Source organism: Spirosoma terrae, assembly GCF_010435915.1.
In the GTDB taxonomy this organism is placed as follows: Bacteria; Bacteroidota; Bacteroidia; order Cytophagales; family Spirosomataceae; genus Spirosoma; species Spirosoma terrae.
The window spans coordinates 77,362-96,759 of sequence record NZ_JAAFZH010000008.1; the positions used below are offsets into that span (position 1 = coordinate 77,362).

Here is a 19,398-nt window from a genome sequence, read left to right on the forward strand (position 1 = left end):
AAGTCCACATCTTTGCCTGTTTTACTTATGATTGATCAGCCCTCTTTCGCCTATAATTCATTTATAAAAAATATCTATCTGGAAATTCCTGGCGGGTATCAATATAGACATCACTCCTCTAATAGTGACTTATCTCCTGAGCATGATGCTCCGTTTTTAGGAAGAGAAGAAATACTGGAGTCATTTGTAAATATCTTACGAAAGGGTAGCAGTCGAGGGGCTTATTTAGTTACTGGTTATCGGGGAATGGGTAAAACTAGTTTCGTCAACAAAACATTACAAACCTATAGAAGTAAAGCTAAAGCGGACCGAAGACTTGACAAGGCCATAAAAAAAGCCTGGTGGCATAATAAAGAAATAAATCCTGATAGAGATATAGTTGATATCAGACTGAGTTTAGCTCAATCAGAACTGAAAGATATTGATATCCTTAAGCATATTGTTAACCAGTTGATCGCTAGTGTTGACAAACAGCGTGATTACCAATTTGTTCGGTGGTTTAGCATCAGCAACGTATTTGGATGGCTGTGGCCACTCATTACTGTAATTCTTTTATTGATGAATTACAGTTTACCTACCTCTAAAGACGACGGCCAAGTAAAGACAATTATAGAAAACCTGTTGGGTATCGTTTCATTATCGGCCTTGCTTACCCTGTTTGTATATAAGTCAATTTCCTGGTTACACGAAAAAATTTTTCAGAACAAACCCGCTGGAAGGTTGATTATCATTAGTTTACTAGGCTTTTACTCGATCTTATTTATAGGCTTATTTTATAAGGCAAGATTTATCTTCATAGCAACACGTATTGAAGAGACAATTACAGTTTTTGTGATTATTACAATATTTACTGTTGTCTGCATTAAACTGGTTAATTTATTATTTCACCGTAGTCATTTCACTATCAAACAGATTTATGAGAGACTTAAAGTATTACATAATCGTTGTAATGCTCAAATGACTAGTGAAGACCAGTTTCGTGAAACGTTTTCCGCATCTATCTCTTCGCTTTTTAAAAAAGATGTATTGATTTATCCAATTGCTAACCCAAAAGAAATTGAAGCGGAGCTTATTAGCATTATTTCAGAGCTGAAACCATACATTGAATGTATTTTTGTATTTGATGAGCTTGATAAGGTTGATCCTGGTTTTGAACATGCGGTTTTTATTGACTCTGAAGGAAACGAAAAACGAACATATTTGAATGATCTACGGGAACGTCGGCATGTAATCACACATATTTTAGGGTCGCTCAAATATTTTATTAATGGTGCAGATGCTAAATTTATTTTTATTGCTGGCCGCGAAATGTTTGAGGCTGCCTTGGCGGATATCTCTGATCGCCAATCATCAATAAGCAGTATTTTTCATCAAGTTATATACGTTGATAGTTTTCTGAAAGATAAGTCTGGTAACGAGACAAGATCTTCCAGTATAGGTGTATTAGTTGAAAGGCACCTGACAACATTATTGTTACCTGTCCAGTACAAAAGACATAATTCTGATTTTTTTTCTGATTACTATGCGTTTCTGATACGATCTTTAACGCCCGGCTTTCGGGATAGCCAACCCCAGCAAGTACAGCGGATTGAGCAAGAAGCCCGTAAAGCAATATTTGTTCTGCAAAATTTTCTAGGGTATTTAGTTTACCGTAGTAATGGATCTCCTAAAAAAATAATTAAATTACTTGAAGAATATATTGTATCGTACGAGATAGTCGAATTGAAACAAAATATTGAAAAAGATATTGTTTTTACAACAAATAAAGTTGCATCACACTATTTACGATTTTCTTACATTGATCAGTATAAACTTGGCTTTACAGCTTATTTATTTCAACCGTTTCTGACAATGTATAGCTCATTTATGAAGCGATACAGTGATAGCACCTTGGTTTCAACACCTTATTTAATTGATAATTTAATTAAATTTCACCCGTTTGCCTTCTCTGCTCAAAATCTTGAACTTATTCCTGAAATTCTTTCAACAAACAAATCACCTATTTCACGTCCGTTTCTTGAAGAACTTATCACATTTCTAGGCCAGAATCATATTCGTAGAACAGAATCTGGGTTGTTCGAATATAAATTTTATGACCGTACTCACAATGAGATCACTTTTATTTCAAAACTTTTTGAAGAAGAGGCTGCTGCTTTCAATTTTACACTCGACGAAAATTTTTCTATTAAAGCGCATTTGATTGCTAAAATCCGACAACTTCGTGATTCTCATCGGAGTATGGGAGAGCGTGATTTGAAAACGGAGAACCCGTTTGGGTCTATTATTTTCCTGAATCGATTACTAGGGGATGTTCGGTTTCAGGATGAAGAATACGAAGATGCTATTATTTCCTATCAGGATGCTATTCAAATGTTGTATTATGATCGATTACAGTATGCTAATTCATTTGTAACTTTTATACGTCTGAAGTTAAAATTGGGGCTTACATACGAAAAAATTAAAGCATATGAATTTTCCTTAGGTCACTATGCGGGTGTTATTGAAGAGGGCGGAAAGTATTTGATTGAAAATGCGGATAAACATAGTGTAATTTATAGAGAATTTCTGTTGCTGATTATGCAGGCTTATTCGGCAACTCTCTACTTACAGGAAAAATTGCAGGAAGGTATTACGTTTCAGAAAATCAGACATGTAGTACAGGGATTTGAAAAGCTAATGGAACTGTTTTCTGTGGACTATGATAATCGTGATATTCTACGGGCTACTTTCTATAGTAATGTTGGCACGGCACTCTATTACAAAAACATGGTGTTACCGCAAAAAGTAAATGAGGCCCGTGTAAAATCAAGGCGATCGTTATTCCATTTAGGAAAAAAGTCAGCTCAGGAAAAAATGTTAACCTGCTTCCCCGATACTATTGAAGAGGAGTTTATTATAGCTTCTGAAAAAGAAATACAAAGTATAGGTGATATGAAGCATATCCACGAGGATGCTCGATTGTCGTTTACCACCTATGTTTATTATAAACGAACTTTACAAGCACTTTTAGGCTATGAAGGCAATGATCTAATAGGGTGTTTTCAAGCCTGTACTATATTGATTTATGTTGATAACACACGTGAGGAAGCGACCTATCGAAGCTTGCAACACGTGCGTCGGTTAGTGAGTATTGGTCAAGCTTTAGCTAAACTAGGAGACTTTTTATTGCCAACCGTTGTTACCCGAGTTCAATCGCAGCAGTCAACTAAGCAGGAAAACTGTGTTGATGTTACTGAAGCCTTGGGGTATTTTTATAAAAATACTAAAGAGGCTCCTAAGGAAAGTGATGCCAGAACTAAACTGTTGGCTGAGTATTTTAAAAAGGAAGCGTCCCATGATCTAAAGGGCCGGGTTCATCCTCGTCTAATTGTTCATATATATTACTTGGCTAGTCTTTTTTATCAGAATGCCTCTGAAACGGCTAATGCAGCTTTTCAGCTGCGAAAAATTCTTTTTCTTTTACGATCGATTAATCTAACTCCTCCCAACCAGAGTATTACTGTCTTTGCTGCCTTATCTTGTCTGGAAGAGAATTTGCTGAAACGAATTCTGGAATTATCGAGCTGGATGAGTCATTCGTCGGACCGGCCCCAATTATCGAAGAATAAAAGATATTTTGGAATTGATACGCTACGTACACCTCATAACGTATCAAGCGAACTATATGGTAATCTTTCGAACAACCCCGATACAAAAGAAACAGTGCTGGCCTATGCTTTATTACGTATGAAATATGCTCCTTACTTGACAAAAGCCTCACTTTGGGATAGCTTCCGACAATTTCCTGAGCATAAGTTATTATCGCCCTATGTGAGTATTGTACATCACATTATTCGGATCATGGAACATCAACTCCATACAACGATAAACTATAAATTGAAGAAAACATATATTGAAGACAAATTAAGTTCAATTATTCAAGATGCTTATGAAGCTAAACCGGGGCAGCAAATAAATAAAATTCCTATTTTTTCCATTGCAAAAGGCGAAAAAAATTGGGAGGAACATTATTTTCACGCTTGTAAGTTATATGATATTGTTCGTTGCGACTGGCAAAAGTCAGATGACAGATTGAAAGCTGACGAGCGAGGATTTAAAGATATTCTAAAACAACTTGATCTCGTATACAACTATCCTAAAGATGATTATACTCCTCCTGATAAATTATCGGCTTGGGTAAAAGAATATAGCGAATTAGTTGTCAATTCTATATTTAATTTATGCCAGATCGATCGTATAATTAATACTTATGGTATTAATTATATTTTAAGCTATTCCTTTTTAGGACGTGTTCATCACTATCTGGGTACTTGGGTCAAAAGCCTGCATTTGTGCCGAATTCTGAATAATCGTTACCAGTTGGGGATCGATATTGATGCTACGTTGGAAAACTTGGTCGGGCCTCAATTAACAACCACGCTTGATAGTCTCACTTCCTATCAGGTCGCTATTCAATATTATTACCAGGCCATACAGCTTCATAAAGAAGGATACCCTTATAGACAACAGATCAATAATATGATTTATCTGGAAGATGATTATAATGACAATCTTTACCACTTCGGTGCTTCTATCGAGCGATTACGTATTAATTCAGGCGCAATTCGTCGTAATATAGTAATGCTGAAAAAAGAGCTTGAAGAGGCAAATATGTACAAATACAGTACATATATTGGAGATGAACACATACGAAAGTACCCCGTAGAGCATTGATTGTGCTTTACCGATTATATTATAGATGAAAGAGGTATGATAGCCATTATATCATGGATGTGCGCTTGGCCCATTTATGATACAACATTCATTGCTTTTACTTCAACACTGGCTCAAGTACCTTCCAGACGTTCTTTGCTACAATTTTATGCCCTTCGGGGGTGGGGTGGATGCCGTCGGGCTGGTTTAGTTTAGGAATTCCGCCGACGCCTTCGAGCAGGAAAGGAATCAGAACGGCCTTGTTTTTGTCGGCTAGCTCTTTAAATAAACCTCTGAACTCTTTGGTGTAATCCGTACCCATATTCGGGGGAATCTGCATACCGGCCAGCACGATGGTTGCCTGTGGACTTTTTAGCCGGACAGTGTCCATAATGGCCTGCAGATTGTCGCGGGTTGACTTCAGCGGAATGCCCCGTAAGCCATCGTTACCACCTAACTCCAGGACAAATACCGCAACGGGTTGGCGCATTACCCAGCTAATGCGGCTTTTGCCACCAGCGGTTGTTTCACCACTAAGCCCAGCGTTAACGACCTGATAACTGAGCCCGGCCGAATCAATCTTCTGACCGACAAGAGCCGGGAAAGCCTGAGCGGGTTCTACGCCATAACCAGCGGTCAGGCTGTTGCCGTAAAACAGAATAATAGGTTTTTGGGCGGAGGCTGATGCGCTGTTGGTAGCGGCTGTTGCCGAGTCAGACGTAGTGGTTGCTTCTTTTTTGGTGTCGGATGAGCCGCATCCCCAGACCGTTAAGCAGAGCATGAGTCCGCTTATCACAGAATACAACGTTTGGCGAATGTCTAAGAACTTCATTGGTTTTATGGTCGTTACGAGTACAACATGGAGAACGGTGGGCGCTCTGCTACGTAGTCCCCAATTTCTAATTTTCCGTGTAAATCTCCATCATCTCTTTGTTTAGAACAACCTTTTGGGTTTCATGAGTATTCTACGCGTTGAAAATCTTACAAAAACCTATCAAAGCGGTGGCCGTGAGCTAACGGTTCTGCATGGGGTTAACTTCTCGCTCGAACCGGGCGATACGTTCTCAATCGTTGGGCCTTCGGGTAGTGGTAAAACAACCTTACTGGGTTTATGTGCGGGACTGGACCATGCCTCGTCGGGTAGTGTTTATCTGAACGATATTCAACTGGACAAGCTGTCGGAAGATGAGCGGGCGGCTGTCCGGAATCAATACGTTGGGTTTATCTTTCAGAATTTCCAGCTTTTGCCTACCCTTACCGCACTGGAAAACGTAATGATTCCTCTGGAACTACGTGGCGAAAAAGGAGCGCAGAAAACGGCGCAAAGTCTCCTGGAACGGGTGGGTTTAGGGTCTCGTGGTCATCATTATCCGACCCAGTTATCGGGCGGGGAACAGCAACGGGTTTCGTTGGCGCGGGCGTTTGCCAATCGGCCGAAACTGTTATTCGCTGATGAACCAACCGGCAACCTCGATACCGACACCAGCGCAACGGTGATCGATCTGCTTTTTGAACTCAACCGCGAGGCTGGGACAACACTCGTGCTCGTAACGCACGATCTGGACCTGGCGGCCAAAACACAACGAGTCATTCGCATCAAGGGAGGAACGGTTGTGTCGGATACGCAGGTAGCGACTAGTATCTAACAACAGAAGCTACCAAAAGAAGGAACCGGAACGAAAATCGGTACTTTGCTACGTTGCCAGCATTCTGTGTTCCGCTGTAATCAACTGTAATGTATTACGTATGAATTTCTCCTGGCTTTTTCGGATGGCCTGGCGCGACAGTCGCCGAAGCCGACAACGGTTGTTGTTGTTCATGTCTGCCATCGTGCTGGGCATTGCCGCATTGGTAGCGATTAACTCGTTTGGGGATAACCTGACCCGTAGCATTGATGAGCAGGCCCGTGAACTTCTGGGAGCTGACCTCACTCTATCGTGGTCGAGGCCGCCGTCAGCGAAAACCCAGCAATTGGTCAAAACGCTGGGCCGCGATCGGGCGTATGAGGTGTCGTTTGCGTCGTTGGTGTCCATTCCCAAGACGGGAGGAGTGCGGCTGGCGCAGGTGAAAGGGCTGGAAGGTAATTTCCCGTACTACGGCACCTGGGAGGTTGAGCCCGCGTCGGCGGTTCAGACTTTTCGGCAGGCGCAGAGTCGTATTGCTCTGGTCGATGATGGACTATTAGTTCAATTGGGCGCACAGCCGGGCGATTCGGTCAGGTTGGGAAATCTGTCGTTTCTGATTGCGGGCCGAGTCACAAAAACGCCCGGACAGGCGGCTATTGCGGCCACAGTAGCGCCAACGGTGTTTGTGCCGAACCAGTTTTTGGCGGGTACGGGACTATTGCAGCGCGGTAGCCGAATCGCCTACAAATATTATTACCAGTTTACGCCCGGAACCGATGTGGGCGCTTCTATCAAGAAATACGAATCTGTATTTGATAAAGAAGGGATTAACGCCGATACGGTAGCCGATCGTAAACGACAAACCGGTCGTTCGTTTGCTGACCTGACCAAGTACATGAGTCTGGTGGCGTTTGTGGCATTGTTGCTGGGTTGCGTGGGTGTTGCCAGTGCCGTACAATTATATGTTAAGGAGAAAATTACGTCGGTGGCCATTCTTCGGACACTCGGGGCCAGCGGACGACAGGCTTTACTGATTTATCTGGTACAGACAGCCCTGATGGGACTGATCGGCGCTACAGTGGGTGCTATAATTGGTTCTGCCATACAACTTGTTCTCCCACAGGTTTTTGGTCGGTTTTTGCCGGTGTCAGTCGACACTACGTTGTCCGGCCCGGCCATATTGGGAGGAATTGGTACAGGATTACTGATCTCCATACTGTTTGCCCTGATGCCGTTGCTGGCTATTCGTAACGTATCTCCACTACGTACCTTGCGAACATCATACGAAGATGATCTGAGTGGGCGTGATCCACTACGTTGGCTGGTTTATCTGCTGGTGGTTGGGTTCATTGTTGGATTCGCCTACTGGCAAACCAATAATCTGATGCTGGCTCTTGGCTTTACGGGTGGGCTGACAGTGGCGTTTGGCATTCTGACCTTACTGGGTTTAGGGCTGATATGGCTGGTCCGTAGCTTTTTTCCGGCTTCCTGGAGTTACGTCTGGCGGCAAAGTCTGGCTAATTTGTATCGGCCCAACAACCAGACATTGATTCTGGTGACGGCCATTGGACTAGGTGCTTTTTTGATTGCTACGTTGTATCTAACGCAGGGATTGTTGCTCGGACGGGTCGAATTGTCGGCGAGTGGTAATCAGCCCAATATGGTTTTGTTCGATATTCAGAAAGAGCAAATTGGGGGCGTTCGGTCGTTGGTTCAGCAGCAGCGATTGCCCGTGTTGCAGGATGTGCCGGTTGTAACGATGCGCCTTACCGATATAAACGGTAAACATCCCGACGTAACGAAGAAGGATACGACGCAGAAAACACCAAGCTGGGCGTTCACGCGCGAATACCGCGTTACGTATCGCGATACGTTGATTTCGTCGGAAAAGCTGGCTGCTGGCAAAATGCCCTATCAGGCCAATGGGAACATCTACGTATCGATAGAAAAAGATTTTCTGGATCGACTGCATCTTAAACTGGGCGATACGCTCAATTTCAACGTGCAGGGCATGCTTATTCCAACCATTGTTGGCGGAACCCGCGAGGTGGAATGGAATCGCGTACAGACCAATTTTGTGGTTGTCTTTCCGGCGGGCGTACTGGAGCAGGCCCCGCAGTTCCATGTTCTGATGACACGGGTTCCCGATAACAAAACATCGGCCGTATTACAGCGGGATCTGGTGAATCGTTTTCCGAACGTATCGGCTATTGACCTGGGACTGATTCTTAAAACAGTGGATGAGATTCTGGGGCAAGTGTCGTTCGTGATTCAGTTTATGGCCTTGTTTAGCATTCTGACTGGCTTGCTGGTTTTAGGCAGCTCGGTCGTGATCAGCAAATATCAGCGGATGCGGGAGAGTGTTTTGCTACGTACGCTCGGAGCCAGCCGTAGTCAGATACTACGTATCACGGCGCTGGAATACGGTCTGTTAGGCTTTCTGGCGGCTTTATCGGGCATTCTGTTGTCGGTTGTGGGAACGTGGGCCCTGGCTCAGTTCGTTTTTGACGTACCGTATCGGCCCGACATAGTGCCACTGCTGGTGGTTACCGTTGTAGTAACGGGATTGACGATATTGATTGGTCTGTTCAATAGCCGCGACGTATTGGTGCGTTCGCCATTGGAAATACTACGTTCAGAGGTGTAGAACACGGATTGGTATGATCGGTATGATTTCATTAAAAGCAGTAAATCATACCGATCATACCAATCCGTGTTCTATTTAAAGTCTATTGATCCGTCCTAAATGGTGATGCAGGCAAGCCTTCTTTGTTGTACAGATTTGGATTAACCGGGTTGTCGGCCCAGGCGTAGCGGACGTATTGGGGATTGGCTACGTCATCACTCCAGACTACTACGTTATTCCCCTCGATTTTAGCCTTCGCCCAGACGAATTTTTTGTCCGGTCCCGCAATAGCAAATTCACTCAATGCTTCGCCGTCGTTGGTGATCAGCCCACTACCTACGTTGGAAAAGCTGAGGATAATTTTATTTCCGTCAGTTTTAGATGAGGCAAATATTGGACCCGACGCTACCAGATTTTCATTGTAGGCTGTTTTCAGGGCTGCCAGGGCCAGTCGGTCGCCCACGTCTTTTTTGTTGTCGGGGTGAATATCGTTCCACTCGCCCAGATCGATGGCTACGGCCATAGCCGTGTTGGGCACCGACAAGGCTTTTAGTTGCGCTTCCCGTAGCACTGCCCAGCCGCTTTCTGAAGGCAGGTAGTTGTAGTCCATGAACCCGGGAAGCTGCACGTACAGAAAAGGAAGATCGCCCTGCTGCCATTTTTGTCGCCAGTCCTTGATCAAAACGGGTAGCAGCGCGGTATATTCCTGCGGTTTACCCGCATTACTTTCGCCCTGATACCAGCAAAACCCTTTGATTGCGTAGTTGATTTCCGGGGCTACCATAGCGTTGTATAACGCCGTCGGCTGATTTTGCGCGTTGATGCCCCCGGCTGCATTGCCGCCACCAAAACCGTTACCGGCGAATGGCCGATATACGGTACCAACTTTGTAGAACCAGGTCCCCTTTAAATCCACGGTGTCGGCACCGGCGAACACACAATACGGCTTATCAGGAACAAAACCGCCTTTACCGCCATTGTTGGTCACGCGCACAACAAATACGTTCTTTCCAGCCTTCAGGACATCTGCCGGGACCGGATACCGCCGTTGCGGATACATATACGTAGTGCGGCCAATCTGTTTACCATTGATATACAGCTCGTCGGCATCAACGATACGTCCCAGAAAAACCTTAGCTGATTTGCCCACCATCGACGTGGGAATGTCTACTTCTTTGCGGTACCAGACCACGCCGTTCAGGTCTTTGATACCCTGATCTTCCCAATAACCCGGTACGTTAATCGGGCGCCACCCCTTCGGTACGTACGACACATCAAACCATTTGCTCGGCCCTTCCAGCCCTAAATCGACCGGCGGAGCGGGTCGGCTGGCTGTTGCGGGTGGGCGCCGGGTGAGGCTGTTGACGTAGGCGGTGTCTTTATTTTTGTCGATAGTCGCAGTCAGGTCCGAAAACGAAGCCAGTCCTTGCTCACTTGTCCAGGCTTCTATGGGGGTGCCGCCCACGCTGGCGTTGATGATGCCGACAGGGATTTTGTATTTCTGGTGAATCGTTTTGGCGAAGAAATACGCGACGGCCGAAAATGGGCGAACATCTTCTCCCACAGCCGCTTTCCATTGCCCATTTGGCAGATCGTTTTGAGGGCCTTGCAGGTTCGTCAGCGTTGGTATCCAGAACTGCCGGATTTGTGGAAAATTCGCTTCGGCAATTTCCCGGGCGTACGTTACGTCGTGAATGTTCAGTTGGTGAACCATGTTGCTCTGACCGCTGCAAAACCAGACATCGCCAACTAGAATATCCTTTAGCTCAATCCGGGACTTTCCGGTAATGTCCATCGTAAACGGACCACCCGCAGGTATGGGCGGCAGCTTTACTTGCCACTGCCCATTGGCCCCAGTTACGGTTTTGTACGTCTTTTTTTGGAACTGCACCGTAATACGCTCGCCCGGACTGGCCCACCCCCAAACCTTGATCGTGGCGTCCCGTTGCAGTACCATACCGTTACTGATCAACTTAGGTAAACGAAGCTGGGCGTGCGTTAAAAGGCTGACGGTTAGCAGTAGTAAGCAGAGTAATGTTAAGCGTTTCATCGTTTTTTGACAGGATTTACGGGGTTGATATGATTTCTTATCCTGCTGACAGAAATAATAATATAGGAATCCTGTTAATCCTGTCGAAAAGAGTTTTTAGAGGTCTCTTCCGGGCCAAGATAGGTTTGTTCCAGACTACCAAAATCAAGGACTAGCTTTTGCAGAACCACGCCCGGATTCACCATCCAGAATTTGACGGTATGTTTTCCGGGTTGGGCGATGGTGTGTTTACTGGACTTCATGATGATATTCTCTGCCGCCCATTTGTTCCAGATACCTTTGTCGCTGGTTTTGTCTTCTTTGTTCAGACTAATGATTTGCGGAACTTCATCATCCACTGATATGGCGTATTGCAGGCCGTTTTCGTCCCGAAATAAATTTAACGTTGGAGAAAAGTACGCATTGATAGAGAACTCTCCCGCCCGATCGGCAACGATTTCGTACGCTAAATGGGGCGCATTACCGACAGGCTTCTGCTCGCTGGCTGTTACGGGAAAAGGAGTTACCGCTGAGCCCGTTCGTCCGTGATCAGGTAATATCTTCCAGTGAATCCCGTTCGTATTGATCGCTTTCGTGTACTGATCGGCCGCCAAAGCAATACCTCTTTTGGTTGACTGAGCTGGCGTAACGGTGCGCGCAACTACAGAATCGGATGGGACGTAGCGTACGGTCGGCATTTTTTGCCGGTTGGGTTGCTGCCAGTACGTATAGCCAATATGTGTCTGGCTCATCATGTGGTTCCATTTGCCATTGTTGAGTTGATGATATTGCTGCGTAATCAGCGAATCATTGGCGTACAACTCCTTCACTTTATCGGCGTATTGGTTCGCTTCTTGCCACTTATGCTGATAAGCGTCTTTGTTCAGCGCTACGTGATAATACATATTGTTCAGGTTTGCACAGGCTCTGATCGGATGCAGTACCAGCTGAAAATAAGCGTCTCTGGCATTGGCTGGCAATTGGTTGTTGATGGCCTCTGCTTTTGTCAGAAGATCCGTATATTCTGCCGTTATTTTCTGCCATTCGCCCGTTGCGAGGCTATACGTATTGGCATCGAGCAGTTCAGGCTTTCGACGGGAGTTGTACTTAGCGTATCGGGCCAACAAAAAGGCGATGTCTTTCGCATGCTGTGTACCAAACTGGTTGGCGGCCCATTGTTCGGTATAGGCTGTTAGCTGATCAGCGTCGATTTTTTCGGGGTTCCAGGCATAGTCCAGAAAGAAGGAAATCGGAAATTCCATCGGTTTAATATCGCCTACGTTGACAATCCAGATGTTCCGAACGTTGTATTCCCAGGCCAGATGCATCTGCTCCCAGATTCGGGGTAGTGGATTTGTATTCAGCCATTTGTAATTGCGTGGCCCACCCACGTAATCGAAGTGATAATAAATGCCGTAGCCACCTTGCCTGGGTTTTTCGCTCAGCCGGGGCAGTTTTCGGAGATTGCCCCAGTTGTCGTCAGAAAGCAGTAACGTTACGTCGTCCGGTACCCGCATTCCTTTGTCGTAATACTCCTGCACTTCTTTGTACAAAGCCCAAAGCTGTGGCGTTTCAGAAGCCGGTTTGCCCGTTACGTCGCTGATGATGGTACGCTGGTCGGCCACGATACGTTCCAGCAGTGACGTAGCGGTTTCCCGCGACATGGGCTCGTCGCCGTCGCCCCGCATCCCGATACTGACAATCTTCTCGTTCGTTGCCCGCTTGATACCATCGCGCCAGAATTGCTGTAGTTTCTCCTTGTTGCTTTCGTAGTTCCACGGGCCACTGCCGAAACGTCGCCATTCATCGTGTGCCCGCATCAGTGGTTCGTGGTGCGACGTTCCGACGACGACGCCAAATTTGTCGGCGGCTTTGATATTCAGTGAGTCGTCGGCATAAAAGGCATTCCCCCACATGGCGGGCCAGATGTAATTGCCTTTCAGGCGGAGGATGAGTTCAAAAACCTTCTCGTAAAATTGATGGTTGAAGCCGCCGAATTTTTCCTTCGTCCAGCCAGAAAGCGCCGGTGCTTCGTCATTGATGAAAATGCCCCGGTATTTTACTTTCGGTGCATCTGTCAGCTTGATGTTTTCCTTGACAAAAAGCTCTTGGCGTTTCGTAACCGGTACGTCGGCCCACCAGTACCAGGGCGACACGCCAAACTGCTTCGACAGTTCAAAGACACCGTAAGCCGCGCCCCGACGGTCGTTACCGGTAATGACGAGTGCCTGAGCAACTCCCGGCATTGGGTTCTTAACCATCTGAGTTAACGAAGCTTCCCAAGTGCCCTGAATGCTTTTATCATCTAGTTTCTTCCGGGCAACCAGCTGTTTGAGCAAAGCCGACTCGGAGAGCGTACCGATCACAATGACGTTTTTACGGACTTGATCGATGCTCGTAACAATAGGTATTTTTTTGTCCGTGACCCGCTCGATGTCCTGTTGTAGCAAGGTTGCAGCCGTTTTTACCAGTTCAGGTTCTCCATTATCCACGTAAATGACCGCTTCCGTAACCGCGAACGGGGACTTCTCAGCAAGGACGCCCTGGGCCCAGCCAGAGGCTGAGACCAACAGGATTAACACTATATTCAGGATTACTTTCATCGTTACTTTTTAAACGTGAGATAGTGTATTTCAGGCCTTTGACTGGCAGCTTTCATACTCCATTTTTCATATTTTTTGCCGCACCGGCGGACCGGTCGGGATGACAAAAAATTAAAATTTCACAACGCTTTCGTAGGCTTTCTTGGGCTTGCCATTCTGGTCGAACAGCAACGGATAATCCTTGCGGCCCGGAACAGGGAAATTATCCAGCCAGGAATATTTGTCGGTCAGGTTCCAGAACGTAACGCCGGTGATTTTGTCGCGATGCTTGCGAAATACCTCGAACAGCATTTTGTAGTGAGCTGCCTGTTTATCAGCCATCTCCGGCGTAAATTCGCTTTTGTCCGTATCGCGACGTTCCCGACGTTCGTGCTCTTTAGGATAAACGGAAACATCAACCTCGGTGAACTGTATTTTCAGTCCCAGGCTCGCAAACTTGTTGATAGATTCCTCCAGTTCCTGTTTCGTCGGTTCATAAATCGACCAGTGGGCCTGTAAGCCCACGCCGTTGACGGGCACGCCCCTGGCTTTCAGCTTTTTGAGTAACTGGTAAATTTTCTCCCGCTTGGTGGCATTTTCAGTATTGTAATCGTTGTAAAATAACTGCGCCGACGGGTCTGCTTCGTGAGCGTACTGAAATGCCTTTTCGATATAATCCTCACCAATGATTTCGTAAAATTTCGATTTCCGATAGATGCTTGTTCCCGTGTCGGGAACGGCTTCGTTCACCACATCCCAGGCGTAAATTTTGCCTTTGTAATGCCCCATAACGTCGGTAATGTGCTTTTTCAGACGCGCCAGTAGTACGTCCCGACTCACCGTTTTACCTTCAGCATCGGTAAAAAACCAACGTGGTGTCTGATTGTGCCAGCAAAGCGTATGACCCCGCAGTTTGATGTTATTCTGCTGAGCAAATTCGGCAATGGCGTCGGCATCCTTCCAGTTGTAGCGGTCCTCCTCCGGGTGAATTGGTCCCATTTTCATGGCATTTTCGGGTGTCATGCTGTTGAACTGCGCTTTGATCAGCTCCGCATCCGGCCCCGGCTGGACCATGCGCGGATTAACCGCTACGCCAATGGGGAAGTAATTTTTATAGTAGTCTTTCAGGCCCTTTTCGGGGGCAATGAAGGCAACCGACAAGGCTATAAGAGAATAAGGGAGTAGCTTTTTCATGATATTGAGTGGTTGTTTTTGACAGGATTTACAGGATGTATCGAGCTAAATAATCATGTCAACCTGTTCATCCTGTCAAAAAAAAATTAGTTATACGCGTCAATCGTCTTAATGGTCCCATCCGCATTGTGCGTCAGTTCCGTCACCTTCACATTGCGCAGGTGGGTTTTGCCGGATAACTGCACGTCGTGGTAGAATAGGTACCACTTGTTACCTACCTGCACAATTGAATGGTGATTGGTCCAGCCCAGAACGGGTTTTAGCACGATGCCTTTGTAGGTAAAAGGCCCGTACGGATTGTCGCCGATGGCGTAGCAGAGATTATGCGTATCGCCGGTCGAGTACGAGAAATAGTACTTGCCGTTGTATTTGTGAATCCAGGCCGCTTCGAAAAAGCGTTTGTCGTTGTCTTTCTCCAGAAAGGGTTTGCCATGTTCATCCAGCAACTGAATTTCCCGAACTGGTTCGGCAAACGACTTCATATCGTCGCTTAGCCGGGCCACGCGGGGCAGGTAAGCTACCTCATCTTTCTTTTTCAACGCGCCATTCGGATGATATTGGTTGCCGTCCCACCGTTGTAATTGACCACCCCAGATACCGCCGAAATAGAGATAGGCTTTGCCGTCGGTATCCTGAAAGACTGTCGGGTCGATGCTATAACTCCCCTTAATCGGTTCTGGCTCGGCCTTAAATGGTCCCGTCGGGCTTTTGCTGGTGGCTACGCCAATTCGGAAAATGTCCTGTTTGTCCTTGGCCGGGAAATACAGGTAATACGTACCATTTTTGTACGTAGCGTCAGGTGCCCACAGTTGACGCCCCGCCCAGGGAACATCCTTCAGATCGAGCGCGACACCGTTGTCTTTAACCGGGCCGCCAATCTTATCCAGCGACAGTACGTGGTAGTCGCGCATGGCGAAATGCCCGCCTTCGTCGTCTTCTCTGACATCCTTGGCATCGATATCGTGCGACGGGTAGATGTAAATTTTGCCGTTAAAAACGTGGGCTGACGGGTCTGCGGTGTAAATATGCGATACCAATGGCTGGGAAATCGGATTCTTGCCGCCGTTGGTTTGGGCGAAGGCGGTCATTGAACAACCCATCAGGATAGCCAGGGCAAGGGTTTTGTGCGATCGTTGTAGAAAGGGTTGGTACGTCATTTTATCGTTTTGTTTACTCATTAATCCTGGTTGATTTTTCGCAGAACAAGGGAGAATTTTTTTCATGCTGACGCAGGAAGCATCTTCGGCTGATGCAATAATGGCTTTTGCGAAGATGCTTCCTGCGTCAGCATGAAAAAAGCTGGCTTATCAACAGTCAGCGAAATTGAGCGCCTGTTCAGATTGCCAGGCACTCTAAAGTTTACTTCGCCAGTGCCACTACCTTGTAAAAAGCAGGTTTAGGCTGATCATTCCGATCAAACAGCAGTGGGTAACTGGTGCGTCCCCGGATTGGCCAGTTGTTCAGCCAACTGTCGCCATCGTTGACGCCCCAAAACGTCACGCGTGTGACTTTATCTTTATGTTTGAGGAATAACTTGAAAAGAGACTCATAATCAGTAGCAAGTTGCTGTTGTAGGCTATCGGGCAAGGCGTTGGGGTAGGGGTTGGTAGTGGCATTGCTGGCCATGCGCTGGCCGACATCGGCTCCCTGAACGTTTCGGGGTAATACTTCGAGGTCCAGCTCCGTAAACATGACCTTCAGGCCCAGAGCCGCATATTGAACGATACTTTCTTCAATATCTTTCAGGGGTACTCGACCCACATGCCAGTGACCCTGAATCCCTACGCCGTCGATACGTACCCCGGCCTCTTTCACCTTTTTAATCAGAGCAATACAGCCCGCCCGTTTGGCTGGCTGCTCGTTGTTGTAATCGTTGTAATACAGCTCTGTATTGGGCGAGGCCGCCTGTGCCAGTCGAAACGCTTCGGTCACGTAATTGTCGCCCAGGTGTTGCAGAAAAACCGATTTCCGCAACGTACCGTCTTCGTTGAGCGCTTCGTTGACCACATCCCACGAGAATACCTTGCCTTTATAATGTCCGGCCACCGTATTGATATGGTCCGTAAAGAACGTTCGGATTGAATCCTGGCTGTGAATCCCCCGTACAAAGGCCGGTAACTGACTGTGCCAGATCAGGGTATGCCCGTTTATTTTGATGTTATGCTTCTTCCCGAATTCGATCAGTTTATCGCCCATTTCAAACGTATAGGTATCCCACTTTGGATGGAGCAGTGCCGACTTCATGACGTTCTCAGGGGTAGCCATGTTGAACTGTCGGGCAATAAACTCCGTTGTTTTGGGATTCCGCTCGTCAATCTGGGCCGTGTTTAGCGCCGTTCCGATACCAAAATCCTTTTTGAACGCATCTTTCAGCGATGGGATAGAGGGTTCCAGAATGGTACCCGGCTCCGTAGTGAAGCTGGCCAGTGTAAATATAGCCGCACCGAGCGTCAGGATGGTTTTTTGGGTTAGCATAAGGAATTATTTTATCTGTTGAGCTTCAGGAAGCGGGTTCTTTTTTCTACTTTTTTGTCATCCGAAGTAGGAGGGACCTTCGGGTAGAAAAGAAAAAATCACTATTAGCGAAGGTCCTTCCTATCGTCAGGATGACAAAGAAAGACGGCAAAAATTACTTAAACAGCAAGGGTGCGAACATGAACAGATCGTGCCGCCACACCGGCCAGGAATGACCACCGGCATACTCACTGTAGGTGTACTTGATCCCCATCTCATCGAACTTTTTCATCATGATCTGGCCGTTCTGATGCGCAATGTCTTCTTTGCCTCCCTGCGAAATCCAGAAGTTTTTGAGGTTGCTGTTGATCGTGCTGGCGTTCTCTTTCATGAAGGCATATTGCGGGTCGGATAATTTGGGGGTATTTGCAAACCAGCCCGAACTGAACACGCCCAGAGACGAGAACATATTGGTGTTTTTAATACCCGCGTACAATGTCTGCAAACCGCCCATCGACAAACCGGCGAGCGCCCGATTCTTCGCATCCGTTTCAACTCTGAAATTGCTTTCGACAAAGGGAATGACGCCCACTTTTAATTCATTTTCGAAGGCTTTCAGTACGTTCTCATTAAATCCGGCAAGGCCACCCGAATTTGCTACGTTCCCGTCCATCATGACAATAAGCATGGGCTTCGCCTTTTTCTCGGCGATCAGGTTGTCCAGAATCAGGTCGGTTTTGCCCTGCGTGGCCCAACCCCGCTGATCTTCGCCACCACCATGCAACAGATACAAGACCGGGTATTTTTCTGACGTACTGGCATCATAGCCGGGTGGCGTATAGACATACATGTCGCGCCAGGTGTTCAGGGCTTTGGAGAAGTAGCGCTTGATTCGAATATCGCCGTGCGGTACGTCTTTGAGGGCGTAAAATCCGCCTTCGCGATACGGTATTTCAATGCCGCTGGCCATCCGGCTCATGCCGTAAAATGTTTCACTGGCCGGATCGGCTACCGCTACGTCGTCGATTAGCAACGAGTAGTAATGAATTCCCCGACTGATCGAATCGGTTGTTACGTTCCAGAAACCGGCGGTGTCTTTCACCATGTCGTACTTTTTGCCCAGGTCGATCTGCACTTTCTGCGCGTTGGGTGCTTTTACCCGAAATACGACCCGATTGTCGGGCAGAATCTGCGGGTATTTGGCGTTCCGTACGTTTGTAGATGCGGGCGTTCCCAACACGGTGTATTGGGTGAGTATAGACGTATCGACCGGTTTAAACAGGAACTGAGAGAACATATACAACCCGTTTTTCCAGACTTTGAAGTCATGTACGCCGGATTCGACGTAGTACACGTGCGGTACGTTCTTTTCGTAGAGATAATCGTGGGTCCGCTTGCTAAACGTGATCAGGCCGTCGTTATCGCCACACGAAATCCAGAGTAACTTTAGCTGTTTTCTGGCAGCTTCCGGATCGGGGAATAACTCCTGTGGTACTTTTGTGTTGGGAGCCGACGAGAATCCGCCCACCCACGCGAACCTATCCAGATTACCCAGACCGAAATTCAGTGATTGTCCCCCGCCCATCGACAAACCGGCAATGGCCCGGTGTTCGCGATCGGTCAACGTAGCGTATTTCTTCTCGACAAACGGAATGAGGTCGTTTAGCAAATCTTTCTCGAACGTAGCAAATGCTTCCACTTTGTCTTTCTCGAAGATGTTGCCAATGGCGCGGTCGTCTTTCATAGCCCGTCCGTTCGGCATTACTACGATCATCGGCTCCAGCTTCCTGTCGGCGTACAAATTGTCCAGAATGATTTGCGGATTGCCGCCCTTGAGCCATTCTTTTTCATCGCCCCCGATGCCGTGCAGCAGATACAAAACCGGGTATTTTTTCTTTTTGGAATAACCCGGTGGTGTATAAATCAGGGCTTTGCGGGTTGTTCCTACGGTTTTTGACGCGTACTGAACTGAGTCAAGTTTCCCGACAGGAATACCCGCCCGAGCCTGATCGAAGCCTTTCGGCATTTCTTTATCCGTCGGTTGAGCGTGAGTCGTTGTCCCCAGCACTACCGCCAGCGCAACACACGACCAGGTTAGCAATACATTTTTCTTCATGTTGTAGATGGGTTTTTTGACAGGAATTTTCGTCATCCCGCGTCAGGAGGGATCTTCGAGCGAGAACATTTTTTTGTGCC

Annotated in this window: 10 protein-coding genes; 3 read left to right on the top strand and 7 right to left on the bottom strand. The window is 46.8% G+C overall.

The features are described 5' to 3' along the window. Positions 1-27: 27 nt before the first annotated feature. The gene (locus GK108_RS17890; protein WP_163951560.1) at positions 28-4,713 is read left to right on the top strand and encodes an ATP-binding protein; all 4,686 of its coding nucleotides are present in this window, start codon (positions 28-30) and stop codon (positions 4,711-4,713) included. 97 nt (positions 4,714-4,810) lie between these two features. On the opposite strand, the gene GK108_RS17895 is transcribed toward GK108_RS17890, so the two are convergent. After that, positions 4,811-5,524: an arylesterase gene (locus tag GK108_RS17895; RefSeq protein ID WP_163951563.1), complete on the bottom strand. Its 714-nt coding sequence runs from the start codon at positions 5,522-5,524 to the stop codon at positions 4,811-4,813. Positions 5,525-5,648: 124 nt separating this feature from the next. Between GK108_RS17895 and GK108_RS17900 the strand changes: the two genes are divergently transcribed. Together GK108_RS17900 and GK108_RS17905 are read left to right on the top strand one after the other, a co-directional pair. Continuing rightward, the gene (locus tag GK108_RS17900; RefSeq protein ID WP_163951565.1) at positions 5,649-6,338 is read left to right on the top strand and encodes an ABC transporter ATP-binding protein; all 690 of its coding nucleotides are present in this window, start codon (positions 5,649-5,651) and stop codon (positions 6,336-6,338) included. 100 nt (positions 6,339-6,438) lie between these two features. Then, entirely contained in the window at positions 6,439-8,964 is a 2,526-nt protein-coding gene (locus GK108_RS17905) for an ABC transporter permease (protein ID WP_246224962.1), read from the top strand. An 82-nt stretch (positions 8,965-9,046) separates the two neighbouring features. Here the strand turns inward: GK108_RS17905 and GK108_RS17910 are convergent, their stop codons facing one another. The 6 genes from GK108_RS17910 to GK108_RS17935 all read right to left on the bottom strand — a co-directional run bounded on the left by GK108_RS17910 (position 9,047) and on the right by GK108_RS17935 (position 19,228). Further along, complete coding sequence (locus GK108_RS17910) at positions 9,047-10,993, bottom strand: sialate O-acetylesterase (RefSeq protein ID WP_163951568.1); 1,947 nt, start codon at positions 10,991-10,993, stop codon at positions 9,047-9,049. Between the two features lie 74 nt (positions 10,994-11,067). Then, positions 11,068-13,575 carry a glycosyl hydrolase 115 family protein gene (locus tag GK108_RS17915; protein ID WP_163951571.1) on the bottom strand — a complete coding sequence of 836 codons (2,508 nt, stop codon included), beginning with the start codon at positions 13,573-13,575 and terminating at the stop codon, positions 11,068-11,070. Between the two features lie 111 nt (positions 13,576-13,686). After that, positions 13,687-14,748: an endo-1,4-beta-xylanase gene (locus tag GK108_RS17920; protein WP_163951573.1), complete on the bottom strand. Its 1,062-nt coding sequence runs from the start codon at positions 14,746-14,748 to the stop codon at positions 13,687-13,689. An 86-nt stretch (positions 14,749-14,834) separates the two neighbouring features. Then, the gene (locus GK108_RS17925) at positions 14,835-15,848 is read right to left on the bottom strand and encodes a glycoside hydrolase family 43 protein (RefSeq protein ID WP_212592837.1); all 1,014 of its coding nucleotides are present in this window, start codon (positions 15,846-15,848) and stop codon (positions 14,835-14,837) included. 259 nt (positions 15,849-16,107) lie between these two features. After that, positions 16,108-17,223: an endo-1,4-beta-xylanase gene (locus GK108_RS17930; RefSeq protein WP_163951576.1), complete on the bottom strand. Its 1,116-nt coding sequence runs from the start codon at positions 17,221-17,223 to the stop codon at positions 16,108-16,110. 154 nt (positions 17,224-17,377) lie between these two features. After that, positions 17,378-19,228 (bottom strand): alpha/beta hydrolase-fold protein, encoded by a 1,851-nt coding sequence (locus GK108_RS17935; RefSeq protein WP_394366281.1) that lies wholly within the window; start codon positions 19,226-19,228, stop codon positions 17,378-17,380. Positions 19,229-19,398 lie beyond the last annotated feature (170 nt).